This is a genomic window from Pseudomonas tremae, assembly GCF_001401155.1.
Lineage (GTDB): Bacteria > Pseudomonadota > Gammaproteobacteria > Pseudomonadales > Pseudomonadaceae > Aquipseudomonas > Aquipseudomonas tremae.
The window spans coordinates 61229-74073 of sequence record NZ_LJRO01000090.1; the positions used below are offsets into that span (position 1 = coordinate 61229).

The 12845-nt window shown below is 58.5% G+C and carries 10 protein-coding genes; 6 read left to right on the top strand and 4 right to left on the bottom strand.

What is annotated here, in order from left to right:
* Window positions 1–3: 3 nt before the first annotated feature.
* The 3 genes from solA to ALO43_RS06895 form a co-directional block, all read right to left on the bottom strand.
* Window positions 4–1179 carry an N-methyl-L-tryptophan oxidase gene (gene solA, locus ALO43_RS06885; protein WP_054997294.1) on the bottom strand — a complete coding sequence of 392 codons (1176 nt, stop codon included), beginning with the start codon at window positions 1177–1179 and terminating at the stop codon, window positions 4–6.
* A 447-nt stretch (window positions 1180–1626) separates the two neighbouring features.
* Window positions 1627–3210, bottom strand: coding sequence for an aldehyde dehydrogenase (NADP(+)) (locus tag ALO43_RS06890; RefSeq protein ID WP_024669450.1), 1584 nt, complete (start codon window positions 3208–3210; stop codon window positions 1627–1629).
* 258 nt (window positions 3211–3468) lie between these two features.
* Entirely contained in the window at window positions 3469–4359 is an 891-nt protein-coding gene (locus ALO43_RS06895) for a LysR family transcriptional regulator (RefSeq protein WP_005893897.1), read from the bottom strand.
* A 105-nt stretch (window positions 4360–4464) separates the two neighbouring features.
* Here ALO43_RS06895 and ALO43_RS06900 point away from each other — a divergent pair, with 105 nt between their 5' ends.
* Window positions 4465–5004, top strand: coding sequence for a GNAT family N-acetyltransferase (locus ALO43_RS06900; protein ID WP_024689652.1), 540 nt, complete (start codon window positions 4465–4467; stop codon window positions 5002–5004).
* Between the two features lie 234 nt (window positions 5005–5238).
* Complete coding sequence (locus ALO43_RS06905; protein WP_005893899.1) at window positions 5239–5883, top strand: TetR/AcrR family transcriptional regulator; 645 nt, start codon at window positions 5239–5241, stop codon at window positions 5881–5883.
* Window positions 5884–5922: 39 nt separating this feature from the next.
* Here ALO43_RS06905 and ALO43_RS06910 read toward each other — a convergent pair whose 3' ends face one another.
* Window positions 5923–8664: a beta-glucosidase gene (locus ALO43_RS06910; RefSeq protein WP_054997295.1), complete on the bottom strand. Its 2742-nt coding sequence runs from the start codon at window positions 8662–8664 to the stop codon at window positions 5923–5925.
* Between the two features lie 494 nt (window positions 8665–9158).
* Between ALO43_RS06910 and ALO43_RS06915 the strand changes: the two genes are divergently transcribed.
* The 4 genes from ALO43_RS06915 (at window position 9159) to gspG (ending at window position 12841) form a co-directional block, all read left to right on the top strand.
* Entirely contained in the window at window positions 9159–9377 is a 219-nt protein-coding gene (locus tag ALO43_RS06915; RefSeq protein ID WP_005893902.1) for a hypothetical protein, read from the top strand.
* Between the two features lie 83 nt (window positions 9378–9460).
* Window positions 9461–11185, top strand: coding sequence for a type II secretion system ATPase GspE (gene gspE, locus ALO43_RS06920; protein WP_024669448.1), 1725 nt, complete (start codon window positions 9461–9463; stop codon window positions 11183–11185).
* A complete protein-coding gene (gene gspF / locus ALO43_RS06925; RefSeq protein WP_024669447.1) occupies window positions 11182–12384 on the top strand; it encodes a type II secretion system inner membrane protein GspF in 1203 nt (400 codons plus the stop codon). Before gspE ends, gspF begins: the two co-directional genes overlap by 4 nt.
* A gap of 25 nt (window positions 12385–12409) precedes the next feature.
* Complete coding sequence (gene gspG / locus ALO43_RS06930) at window positions 12410–12841, top strand: type II secretion system major pseudopilin GspG (protein ID WP_080267791.1); 432 nt, start codon at window positions 12410–12412, stop codon at window positions 12839–12841.
* The last annotated feature ends 4 nt before the right edge of the window (window positions 12842–12845 follow it).

Genomic DNA, 12845 nt, shown 5'->3' on the forward strand with positions numbered 1-12845 from the left:
TGCTCAAGCCTGCCTGGTGAAGCGTCGCAGCGAGAAAGCCGAAAGGTCTGCTTCGCTCTCGCCGTCAATACAGCGTTGCGCCAAGGCCAGGCCGAGCGCTGCCGAGTGCTTGAAGCCATGCCCGGAGCAGGCTGAGACCACCGTCACGTTTTTCAGGCGCGGATGCTCGTCAATAATGAAGTGATAGTCCGGTGTGACGGTGTAGGCGCAGACTGCCGACTTGGCTACCGTTGGTGCAAGACCGGCGACCTTTCCCTGAACCTGCGTCTGAAACATGTCCTGCACCTCCTGCGCTGTAAAGGTTCGATCCAGCTCGCTTGCGGCTGAGGCATGCATGTACTGCTCGGTGGCGATCTTCATGCTGTGCTCGCCGGGCAGGGGCGGAAAACCATAGTTCACGTCTGCGTCACCCGGCCCGTGAATCATGATGAAGCTGGGCGAGGCCGGAGCAAAAACGGCGTCTTTCTGTAAGTCGAACCAGAACAGAGTCTGTCGACAGACCCTCAGCAGGTCGCTGAAAGGCGCGCCCAGCAAGTCCGCCGACCACATGCCTGCGCTGACCACCACTTTGTCGGCGATGATCAAGCCCTTGTCTGTGCTGATCCGCACCTGATCGCCGTGGTTTTGTAACGTCGTGACTGTCTCGTTCATCCGCAATCGCGCCCCGAGTTGCCTGGCCAGCCTGAGCTGCACGGCGATGCATCGCTCTGGCCGAACGAACCCGCCACCCGGTTCGAAGTAGCCAACGGCCGTGTCCAGGACCGGCGAGAACTGCGGGAAGCGCTCGCGAATGTCGACCGCTGTCAGCACTTCATGCTCTATACCATTGGCCTGGGCCAAGGCGATGGTCTTGTGGGTGAAGTCTTCGCTGTCGTCAGGGTCGTAAGTCGGGCTTGATGTCATTACCAACACGCCGCATTGCTCGAAGAGTGATTCGCCGGTCATGGCTTCGAGTTCGCGCCAGATCATCTGGGAGCGGCGCACCAGCGGCAGGTATTGCTCACCTTCGCCCGCCGAGAGGCGGGTAATGCGTGTATCGCCGTGGCTGGACCCCAAGGTGTGGGGTGGCTCGTAGCGATCGACACCGATCACGTCAATGCCGGCTTTGGCGAGCTGGTAGACAGTGGCTGCCCCCATGGCACCCAAGCCAAGCACGGCTACCTTGCAGCGCTGTTCCATCTTTCGTCTACCTCGAAAAAAGCAAGCATTTCAGGGGGATGGGTGTTTTGAATCAACAGTCAATAATGCTAAAGCATATGTCAAAGCGCAGTCGCCGTGCGCTGTGCAGATTTCGACAATCGCCAAAAAATTTACGCTTGCACTGCCCAAGGTTTTTAAGTTCCGGAATCGATGAAAAGTTGTCCACGGAAATCGTGGGTATGTCTGTGGGTAACTTTTTGAAACCCTTGTTGCACGTGGCTTACAGTCGTGTGGTTATTTTATGAACAGCCTGTGAAACGCACCTGTATGGTGCCGCAGACAGGTTGAAAAACAGGCGTGCCAGCGGCGACTGAACGCACAAAAACGAAATATTTTGGCTGGATGAGCGATCATTTTTTCATAAAAAAACGGCGCCACTTTGTCCAGGTGGCGCCGCTTTTCGTCTCAGACGTTACAACTCAGCCATTACACGACAGGCTGATCACTCCACTCACCGTTGACCAGGCGACGCAAGCCCAGCGGGTTGGCGTTCTGCAGAGCAGGTGGCAACTGGCTGTCGGCGAGGTTCTGGTAGCAGACCGGGCGCAGGAAGCGATCGATGGCCAGAGTACCTACCGAGGTACCTCGTGCATCCGAGGTTGCCGGGTAAGGACCACCGTGGACCATCGCTTCGCATACTTCCACACCGGTCGGGTAACCGTTGAACAGGATGCGACCGACTTTTTCTTCCAGAATAGGCTGCAGCCAGTTGTATTGGCTGAGGTCAGCCGGTTCACCGATCACGGTAGCAGTCAGCTGTCCGCGCAAGGCCTGCAAGGCATCTTTAAGCTGTGCATCGTCAGCAACTTCGATGATCAGCGTGGTCGGGCCGAAGACTTCTTCCTGCAACAACTGATCGCCATTGAGTAGCAGGCTGACGTCCGCCTTGAACAGCTGTGCCTGAGCCTGCTTGCCTTCCTGCGGCTTGCCGGCCAGGTGGGTCACGCCGGCGTGCGACAACAGATGCTCGACGCCCTTGCTGTAGCTACGCAGACCGCCTGCGTTAAGCATGGTCTGAGGTGCCTGACTGCCCATCTGTTCAGTGAGCTGTTCCACAAAAGTCGTGAACGCAGGAGAGCGCAGACCGATGACGACGCCCGGGTTGGTGCAGAATTGACCGGCACCCATCACGACAGAACCTGCAAGCTCCTTGGCCACGGTTTCTGAACGGGCCTGAAGGGCGCCGGGCAGAATGACGACAGGGTTGATGCTGGACATCTCGGCGAACACCGGAATAGGTTGCGGACGCTCGGCGGCCATTTTGCACAGGGCATTGCCGCCATTCAGCGAGCCGGTAAAGCCGACCGCCTGAATGGCCGGGTGCTTGACCAGACCTTCGCCGACGCCGTTGCCGAAGATCATGTTGAACACACCTTTCGGCATCTTGGTGCGCTCTGCGGCGCGGATGATGGCACTGGCTACCAGATCGGCAGTCGCCATGTGGCCGCTATGAGCTTTGAAGACGACCGGGCAACCGGCGGCCAGTGCGGCAGCGGTATCACCGCCAGCAGTAGAGAAGGCCAGCGGAAAGTTGCTGGCGCCAAACACGGCAACCGGGCCTACGCCGATGCGGTATTGGCGAAGGTCCACGCGCGGCAGCGGTTTACGGTCTGGCAGGGCGAGATCGATGCGAGCACCGACAAAATCACCACGGCGCAACACTTTGGCGAACAAGCGCATCTGGCCGCTGGTGCGACCGCGCTCACCTTGAATTCGAGCCTGTGGCAGTGCGGTTTCCTGGCAGACAATGGCGACGAAATCGTCGCCCAACTGGTCAAGTTCATCGGCAATGGCGTCGAGGAACTCGGCGCGGCGGGCCGGGCTCAGCTGACGAAACTCAGGAAAAGCTGCTTTGGCAGCAAGGGCAGCAGCATCGATTTCGCCGTCGGTGGCTTGGTGGAAGCTGTAGGGCAACTCTTCACCAGTGGTTGCATCCAGGCTCTTTTGCAGGCTTTGGCCGAGGGCACTGCGGCCGCCTGCGATAAAGTTCTGGCCAAGAATGTTAGGCATCGGTATCTCCTGTTGTTTGATGTTGGAGGCGGGTACGAAGGCTCCGGACCGTGCGCTCCTTATGGGTTGCCGAGTTGCTTTGCGGGTGACGGTGTTGCGGCATCTGTGAAGCCGGCCGCAATCATGTTCCATGAATTAGTGGGCAGTCATCGTACAACCTGATTCGATGCCTATGCAACTGCCGGGCGATTTTGCCGCCGGCAATGCGCCTGCCGTTACCGCGTATCAACACGGTCATGCGCTTATGGTGATACGTCTTCATGAACCTTTCAGGCGTTGTAGTGCATCCAGCACCTGACGCAGGGGTTTGCTGAGCGGCTTGTCCTGGCGCACCACAATGCCCAGAGTACGGCTTAAACCGGGCGTCAGCGAATGCACCTGCAGCCCGCGCCGGTGATGGACGGCAGCGACGGCCATGCGCGGCACGATGCTATAGCCCAAACCTGCAGCTACCATTTCCTTGATCGCCTCGATGCTACCGAGTTCCATCACAGGCTTGACGCGAATCCCTGACTGCAAAAACCACTCGTTGATCAGCAGACGCGTACTGCTCCCGGCTTCGAACACCACCAGAGGCAGCGGGTCAAGGTTCTGGGGTGTCATTCCGGTGTCGGGTAGAGACTGGCTGGTGGCAAAGATCGCCACGAATTCATCGTCGAGCAAGGGGCTGATGTCCAGGCTGCGTCCGGCTGCGGGGAGGGTGACCAGCGCAAGGTCCAGACGGTTTTCCTCGACTGCTTTAAGGATGCCATCTGTGTTGCCGGTGCTGACCCGCACATCCAGCTCGGGAAAACGCAGGCGCAGGGCTCGCAACACAGGCGGCAACAAGTGGATACAGGCGGTCGCGCCGGTGCCGATGGAGACTTGCCCTGCAACGCCGCTGGCGTGACTGGACAAATCCAGCAAAGCCTCCTCGACCACAGCCTCGATGCGCACGATGTGCTCCAGCAGTGCCTTGCCGGCAGACGTCGGTTTAAGACGTTTGCCCACGCGCTCGATCAATTGCAGGTTCAATTGATCTTCCAGCTGGCGTACTTGCAGGCTCACGGCAGGCTGAGTCAGGTGCAGATGCTCGGCGGCGACAGAAAAACTGCCATGAGCGATGACCAGCGAAAACGTATGCAGATGGTTTAGATTCAGTCGGCGCATGGCAAAGTATTTCTTATGCTGTCGATGAAAAATCATAGCTTTTTTAATGTCGTAGCGGGCGGCATGATTACCGTCTTCTACCCAGAACTGCCCAAGAGCCCTGTGATGATCCCGAAACTTATGCTGCGTGACGCCCTCGACGACGACATGCCTGCCGTCCAGACGATTTACGCCGACCATGTGCTGCACGGTATTTCCAGTTTCGAGCTTGAACCCCCGAGCCTTGCCGAGCTGTTGCAGCGTCGCGCGCAGGTGCTCGCCAAAGGCCTGCCGTATCTGGTCGCCGAGCATGCGGGAGAGGTGGTGGGCTATGGCTACGTCACGCCTTATCGACCTCGTCCTGCCTACCGCTTCACTGTCGAAGATTCGGTGTATGTACGTGCTGGCATGGGCGGGCTGGGTATCGGCCATGCGCTGCTGGGCGAGCTGATCAAACGGTGCGAAACGGGTGGCTGGCGGCAGATGATCGCGGTGATCGGCAACAGCGAAAACATCGCCTCGTTGCGCTTGCACGAGCGAATGGACTTTCGCCGGGTGGGGGTCTTCGAGTCGGTAGGGTTCAAGCACGGTCGTTGGGTGGACACCGTGTTGATGCAGAGGGCGTTGGGCGATGGCTCATGCAGCAGGCCTGGAGACCAGGCGTAAGAAGGGTGAAGGGCAGGGAACTGCCTAGCCTGACGGCTCGCGTCGCTGATCAGTCGCCTGAGTTTTCTGAATGCCGGGGGCTTTCGAGCTTCTGCCTGATGCGGCCAATGGGTTGCAATTTTGCGCCCACGCCACTGTAATACGTCAATAAATTGTCTGACAATCAGGTTTGTTGGCGTTGCCAGAGGCGTTCTGAATGGTTAGGGTATGCGGCTGTTGAAGAAGGAGCCCGATATGACTCGGCATGAACCCATGGAAACGGGAGCGGTAGCCATCCGACAGCGGCGTGCGCCCAAAGGCGAGAAACGTCGCGAAGAGTTGCTGGACGCCGCGTTGCAGATATTTTCCCTTGAGGGTTACACCGGCGCATCTGTCGCCAAGGTGGCGGCTATCGTCGGAATCTCCGTCGCGGGTTTGCTGCACCACTTTCCGAGCAAGATCTCATTGTTGATGGGGGTGCTGGAGCGCCGTGATCAGGTCAACGCCCGGATTGCTGCCGAAGTCCGTACTGAAAACTCATTGACCGGCCTGCTCAACGGACTGCGTGCGATCAATCGCTCCAATGCCACTGCACCGGGTGTAGTGCGTGCCTTTTCCATCCTCAACGCCGAAAGCCTGCTGGACAACCAGCCTGCCTATGAGTGGTTTCAGACGCGCTACGAGCGCATCCATGCGCATTTGTTGAGTCAGTTTTCGGAATTGGTGGAACGAGGGGAAGTGCGAGCGGATGTGGATGTGTCAAAGGTGATCCAGCAGATCCTGGCCATGATGGATGGCTTGCAGATTCAGTGGTTACGCTTTCCCGACCAACTGGATCTGGTCGAGTGTTTCGATGCCTACATTGCGCAGGTCGATGCAGCGGTAAGGGCTCGTCCCTGAGCCTTTATTCGTCCGTTTTTCAGTCAGTCAGCGTGATGCTTACTCGACGGTCTGCTTGAACACACCGCCAGTCTTGACCGGTGGCTTCTCGACCAGAACCGAGTTCAGCGCTGAACGTGGCAGCGGGTTGCTGCTGGTGGTCGACAGTTCCTGACGGAACGAGTTGACCAGCTTGGCGTTCAGGCGGACGTCTTGCGACGAGGCACCGAGCGAGATGTTGAAGGTGTCGGCGTCGACCACCCACTGCTTGCTCTTCTCGTCGAAGTAGGCCAGCGAGCGATCATTCAGCTCGATGGTCACGCGCTTGCTTTCACCCGGCTTGAGGAACACCTTCTTGTAGCCTTTGAGTTCCTTGATCGGACGCTCGACTTTCGGGTTCTGCTGACCAACGTACAGCTGCGCAACTTCCGAACCGCCCACCTTGCCAGTGTTGGTCAGGTCGAACGACACCTTGATCGGCGTATTGCCCACTGCAACGCCCGGCGTGACCTTGATGTTGCTGTAACCGAAGGTGGTGTACGACAGGCCGTAACCGAACGGGTAGAGAGGCTTGATGCCTTTCTTCTCGTAACCGCGATAACCCAGCATCAGGTCATCCTTGTAATCCATGTCGGTCAGAGTGTTCTGATTGTCGAATTTCGGGAAGGATGCGTAGACAGGGTTGTCTTCGATATTGCGTTCGATACTGATCGGCAGCTTGCCCGACGGGTTGACTTTGCCGAACAGAATCTCGGCCAGCGCCTGACCACCGTTCTGGCCCGGGTAGAAGGCGTGCAGAGCTACCGGAACCTGTTCGATCCAGTCGCTCATCTTCAGACCGGTACCGCCGTACATGGTCACCACGGTGTTCGGGTTGACCTTGGCGATGTTCTGGATGAGCTCGTTCTGGAACTCAGGCAGATCGAAGCTGTGGTCGAAACCTTCACCTTCGTATTCGCTGCTGTTACCGACGGCAACCACGACGGCGTCGTAGCCGGACAGATCCTGCGGCGCGTTCAGCGAAGCCGAGCTCAACTGTACGCCCACCAGGCCGCCCATGGTCGACAGGTAGCCTGCACGACGCGAGTACTCGAGCTTCACGTCATAGGACTGGCCCGCTTCCAGATTGACCTTGGCGAACTCTGGAATGGTTGGCGGGATGCTGTTGCCCGGCAATGGCTTGCCTTCACCGTTGTCGATGATTTTCTTGCCATTGACCCACAGGCGCACAGCACCGTCGGCGCGAACCTTGAACACCTGCTCGCCGCTCTGGGTCGGGGTGATCTTGCCGGTGTAGCGGATCGATGTCGACGAAGTATCGCCATTCAGCTGGCTAGCGGTCGAACCTTTGCTGGTGTACGGATCGGACGTCGAGGTGTTGCTTTCGAACGGCAGGTTCTTGTCGTTGGCCCAGTCCAGATCAACGTGTTTTTCGGTACGGGTGACCGCTGCATCGCCGGACCAGTTGGTGTTGCTGAAGTACTCGGCTTTCATGCCTTGAACTTCGTTGCCAGCGGTGTCGGTGGTGGTCCAGGCAGAGGTGCTCGGATCCAGCGACAGCCCGTCGATGAACTCGACCTTGGCGTTAGGTGCCATTTGCTGCAGGCCGCTCAGCTCGCTGACGTAATGGCTGGCCATAACGTTGGCGCTGCCGAAACCGGTAGGCGGTGCGTATTTTGCCAAGGTGCCGACCACGGCGATTTTCTTGACTTTCTGCTTGTCCAGCGGCAGCAGGTTGTCCTGGTTCTTCAGCAGCACGATACCTTCACGCGCAGCATTCAGAGCAACCTTGTTGCTGGTCGAGCTGTTCATGTTGTGGGTGGTCAGCGGTGCTTTGCTGTCGAACTTGTACAGGTAGATCTGCTTGAGGATGCGGCGCACCTTGTCATCGATGGTCGCAGCGCTCAGGTCACCGGCGTCCAGATGCGGCTTCAGCACGGAGCTGTTCATCTGGTAGCCCATCATGTCCAGGTCGGTACCGGCACGAGCAGCGTTGAAGCCGTGAACCACGGCGTTGTAGTCGCTCTGTACAAAGCCCTTGTAGCCCCATTCCTTCTTCAGGATCTGGGCGATCAGGTGCTCGCTTTCGCAAGCGAACTCACCGTTCACCTTCTGGAAGGCGCACATCATCATCGCAACGTTGCCGTTTTTCGAGGACGATTCGAAAGCAGGCAGCGACATTTCGCGCAGAACGCGTTCGCTCATCTTCTGGTCGAGATTGAAGCGGTTGCTTTCCTGGTCGTTAGCTGCGTAGTGCTTGGCGTTGGCCCACACACCACGAGACTGGATACCGTTGATCACGCCCGGTGCCAGGCTGGCGCCCAGGAACGGATCTTCGCCGGAGAGGTATTCGAATGCACGGCCGCCGTAAGGCATGCGGTACAGGTTGACGCCGGGGCCAGTGATGAACTGGTAACCGCCGGTGGCAGTGTCATAGCCGAGTGCGCGACCCAGGTCGATGGCACGACGCGGGTTCCAGGTGGCTGCCAGGTTAGGACCGGACGGATAGACCACGCCTTGATCGTTGCCTTCGCTGGTGTAACGCACACCGACGCCGCCATCGGCGCCGTGGATCTGCGGAACGCCATAGTTGGTCAGTGGCTTGACGTCCCAGCCGCCGGTGCCGCCGATGTAGGCCAGCTTTTCTTCCATGGTCATCTTGGCCAAGGTCTTTTGCGCGACTTTTTCAGCGCGATCTTCACGACCCTGCTGCACGGTCGCGTCAGCGGCGTACACCTGCGAAACCGCCAACGCGAGCAAGGCCAGAGCCGAGTGCGCGCCTATCATCTTTCGTTTGTTCATGCTGCTCTCCAACGGTATTTAGAATAACTGTTTGCCCGCGCTTACACGCCGGTTTAATGCGTCACAACTTGCCCATCGGCGTTTAATATTTTTTCAGGCAACGGTCATCCGTTATCGCGTTTTACCCCCTGTTTGAAGGGGGCGATACAGGTCCGCTTAGTTAACACTTTTCTTTTAAATTGTTATGTTTTACTGCCTCTAAGGTGCCATCATTTTGCTATCGCTAAATGGCGCCTCGGGTTTGTGAACGGTGACGATTAAGTCTAAAACAAGCCATAAATGTCAAACAAAAGCGTATTTTTCTTTATTTTTGTCATTTTTCTGTGCAGATGAGGAACTCTTATTAAACCTACTGGTCGATTGGTTTAAGATTTTTCAGGATGAAGAAAGACAGCTCGCAAGTTGCCATGCGTGCTGTTCGTTAATTCTTGCCCGTTTTTTATTGTGAGTGCTGCGTCGTGCAGTCTCCTGTGTTTTTCCGAGGAGTTATTAAAATGAAGTTTTCCATGATCAGTGCAGCGGTGGTTTTAGGTCTGGCCCTGAGTGGCGCAGCAGTTGCCGAAGAGTCGACAGACGCAGATGCCACTTCGGGTACTACCGATTCGACCGTGATGACCCAGACTCAGGACGCCAAAGCAGCTCAAAAACAAAAGACCGAACCCACAAAAGGTGGTCGCCCACAGAACGCAACCCCTCAAAAGCAGTCAAACTGATCGTTTGAAGCCTTTGAGCGCAGCACTCTCCATGCGGAGAGTGCTGTAATATGTCCCTCCGAAGTAGCAAAATGCCCTCATTCATGTCTCCAGTTCCCGTCGATATATCCCGCATCGCAATCCCGGATGCCGAGCAGGTCTGTGCCTGGCTGGTCGAAAATGCCGGTCTGAAAGCGGTCGATCTGGAGCGGGCGCACCGTTTGCAACAGGAATCGGAAGGCACCGAGCTGTTGGGTCTTCTGACCCGCCTTGGATTGGTGTCGGAGTTTGAACTGGCACGCGCCTGGGCTGCGCTGTTGAATGCTCCGCTGGTACTGGCCGACGGCGTGCCGCCAATGCTGGATCCGCTGCCGCCGCTGACCGAGCGTTTCATGCGCCACTATCAGGTGGTGCCGGTAGGCTGGAGCGATCAGGGGCTTCAGGTACTCGGCGCCAACCCCGGCACGCTGTACCCGTTTCAAGCAATTGCCTATGCCTGTGAAGTGCCGGTGCGCCTTTCCGTGGGCCCGCGCAATGAAGTCGAGACGCTGATCGAGCGGTATTACGGGCAGGGCCGGTCGGCAATGGGCACTCTGATCGAGAACCTTGACGACGAGGGCGGCTCGCTGGAAGACATCGAGCATCTCAAGGACCTGGCGTCAGAGGCGCCGGTCATTCGTCTGGTCAACCTGATTTTGCAGCGCGCGGTTGAACAGCGTGCGTCGGACATTCATATAGAGCCGTTCGAAAGCCAGCTGAAGGTGCGCTATCGCATCGACGGCGTACTGCATGAAGCCGAAGCGCCACCTTCCAGCTCGTCGGCAGCGGTCATATCCCGGGTGAAGATCATGGCTCGCCTGGACATCGCCGAGCGACGTTTGCCGCAGGATGGCCGGATCATGTTGCGTATTCAGGGCAAGGAGCTGGACCTGCGGGTTTCTACCGTGCCCACCAGTTTCGGCGAGTCGGTTGTCATGCGTCTGCTGGACCGGCAAACCATCAATTTCGACTTCCCGAGCCTGGGCTTCGATGGCGAACGCCTGGACGAGTTTCTGGATGTGCTTGAGCGACCGCACGGCATCCTGCTGGTCACCGGGCCGACGGGTTCCGGTAAAACCACCACGCTCTATACGGCGTTGTCGCGGCTCAACACTGCCGAGCGCAAGATCATCACCGTCGAAGACCCGGTGGAATACCAGCTCGAAGGCATCAACCAGATTCAGGTCAAGCCCTCCATCGGTCTGGACTTCGCCGGGGCGTTGCGCTCCATTGTGCGTCAGGACCCGGACGTCATCATGATCGGTGAGATGCGCGACCTCGAAACCTGCCGCATTGCCATCCAGTCTTCATTAACCGGTCACTTGGTGCTTTCGACCCTGCACACCAACAGCGCTGCGGCGAGTATTACTCGTTTGCTGGACATGGGCGTCGAAAGCTACCTGATCGCCTCGACCGTCAACGGTATTCTGGCTCAGCGACTGGTGCGACGACTGGACCCGGCCACTCGTGAGGCGTTCGATGCTCCACCGGAGCTGATCGCCGAGCACGGGCTCGAGCGTTTCACCGACGAGCGTCCGATTCGGCTGTACCGGCCACGCGCCGACGCGCCGGGCGGTGGCTACCGCGGGCGCAGTGCAATCACCGAGTTGCTGGTCATGAATGAAGAGCTGCGCAGCCTGTTGATGCGTCACGCCGACGCCTCGACACTGGAGGAGGCTGCACGTCGCGGCGGGTTGCGCACCTTGCACGAAGAGGGCTTGCGTCAGGCCGTAGCCGGCGTCACCTCACTGGAAGAGGTGTTGCGCGTCACCCGGGGTGATGGCACATGAGTCTGTTCAAATACCGCGCGCTGGACGCGCAAGGCGCGCCGCAGAACGGCACACTGGAGGCTCGAGATCAGGACGCTGCCATTGCTGCTTTGCAAAAGCGCGGTTTGATGGTCTTGCAGGTCGATGTCGCCGGTCTCGGCGGGCTACGTCGTGTGCTCGGCAGCGGCTTGCTGAACGGAGCGGCGCTGGTCAGTTTTACTCAGCAGCTCGCTACGTTGCTGGGTGCAGGGCAACCTTTGGAACGATCTCTCGGGATTCTGCTCAAACAGCCTGGACAACCGCAGACCAAGGCGCTGATCGAACGTATTCGCGAGCAGGTCAAGGCGGGTAAGCCGTTGTCCGTTGCGCTGGAAGAAGAGGGCACTCAGTTTTCGCCCCTCTATATAAGCATGGTGCGCGCCGGTGAAGCCGGTGGTGCTCTCGAAAGCACGTTGCGCCAGCTGAGCGATTACCTGGAACGCAGCCAGTTGTTGCGCGGTGAAGTGATCAACGCACTGATCTACCCGGCGTTCCTTGTCGTAGGTGTGCTGGGCTCACTGGCCTTGTTGCTGGCTTACGTGGTGCCGCAATTCGTACCCATTTTCAAGGATCTCGGGGTGCCGATCCCTTTGATCACCGAGGTCATTCTCGACCTTGGACAGTTTCTCGGTGACTACGGCCTGGCGGTGTTTGCAGGTCTGATTGCGCTTATATGGGGCATGGCGATCCGCATGCGTGATCCCCTGCGGCGTGAACGGCGTGACCGCCGCCTGTTGGGTATCCGGGTCATCGGCCCTCTGTTGCAGCGCATCGAAGCCGCGCGCCTGACCCGCACTCTCGGAACGCTTTTGACCAATGGCGTGGCGTTGCTTCAGGCGCTGGTCATCGCACGGCAGGTGTGTACCAATCGTGCCTTGCAGGCCCAGGTGGAGCAGGCCGCCGAGTCGGTCAAGGGCGGTGGCACGCTGGCCAGTGCGTTCGGCGCGCAGCCACTGCTGCCGGACCTGGCCCTGCAAATGATTGAAGTCGGCGAACAGGCTGGCGAGCTGGACACGATGCTGATGAAGGTCGCCGACGTGTTCGACGTCGAGGCCAAGCGCGGTATCGACCGCATGCTGGCAGCTCTTGTACCGGCGTTGACAGTGGTGATGGCGGGCATGGTCGCGGTGATCATGCTGGCCATCATGCTGCCGCTGATGAGCCTGACCAGCAATATCTGAATCCATGAACGAGGAAACCATTGCGATGAATTTTAGCCGTACACGCTTCAAACCCGCACGCCGTCAGGGTGGCTTCACCTTGCTGGAAATGCTCGCCGTTATCGTCCTGCTGGGCATCGTTGCGACCATTGTCGTGCGGCAAGTGGGCGGCAACGTCGACAAGGGCAAGTACGGCGCGGGCAAGGCGCAGCTGGCGAGCCTGGGCATGAAAATCGAAAGCTACGCGCTGGATGTCGGTTCGCCTCCCAAGACGTTGCAGCAGTTGACTGAAAAACCGGGTAACGCGTCGAACTGGAATGGCCCTTACGCCAAGCCTTCGGACCTCAAGGACCCGTTCGGCCATGCATTTGGCTATCGCTTCCCAGGCCAGCACGGCAGCTTCGATCTGATCTTCTACGGCCAGGACGGTCAGCCGGGTGGCGAAGGTTACAGCGCCGACCTGGGCAACTGGGAGTAAATGG

Bases quoted from the DNA above. Each gene is read 5' to 3' on its own strand.
- solA (WP_054997294.1), bottom strand. From the start codon at position 1,179: ATGGAACAGCGCTGCAAGGTAGCCGTGCTTGGCTTGGGTGCCATGGGG.
- ALO43_RS06890 (WP_024669450.1), bottom strand. From the start codon at position 3,210: ATGCCTAACATTCTTGGCCAGAACTTTATCGCAGGCGGCCGCAGTGCC.
- ALO43_RS06895 (WP_005893897.1), bottom strand. From the start codon at position 4,359: ATGCGCCGACTGAATCTAAACCATCTGCATACGTTTTCGCTGGTCATC.
- ALO43_RS06900 (WP_024689652.1), top strand. From the start codon at position 4,465: ATGATCCCGAAACTTATGCTGCGTGACGCCCTCGACGACGACATGCCT.
- ALO43_RS06905 (WP_005893899.1), top strand. From the start codon at position 5,239: ATGACTCGGCATGAACCCATGGAAACGGGAGCGGTAGCCATCCGACAG.
- ALO43_RS06910 (WP_054997295.1), bottom strand. From the start codon at position 8,664: ATGAACAAACGAAAGATGATAGGCGCGCACTCGGCTCTGGCCTTGCTC.
- ALO43_RS06915 (WP_005893902.1), top strand. From the start codon at position 9,159: ATGAAGTTTTCCATGATCAGTGCAGCGGTGGTTTTAGGTCTGGCCCTG.
- gspE (WP_024669448.1), top strand. From the start codon at position 9,461: ATGTCTCCAGTTCCCGTCGATATATCCCGCATCGCAATCCCGGATGCC.
- gspF (WP_024669447.1), top strand. From the start codon at position 11,182: ATGAGTCTGTTCAAATACCGCGCGCTGGACGCGCAAGGCGCGCCGCAG.
- gspG (WP_080267791.1), top strand. From the start codon at position 12,410: ATGAATTTTAGCCGTACACGCTTCAAACCCGCACGCCGTCAGGGTGGC.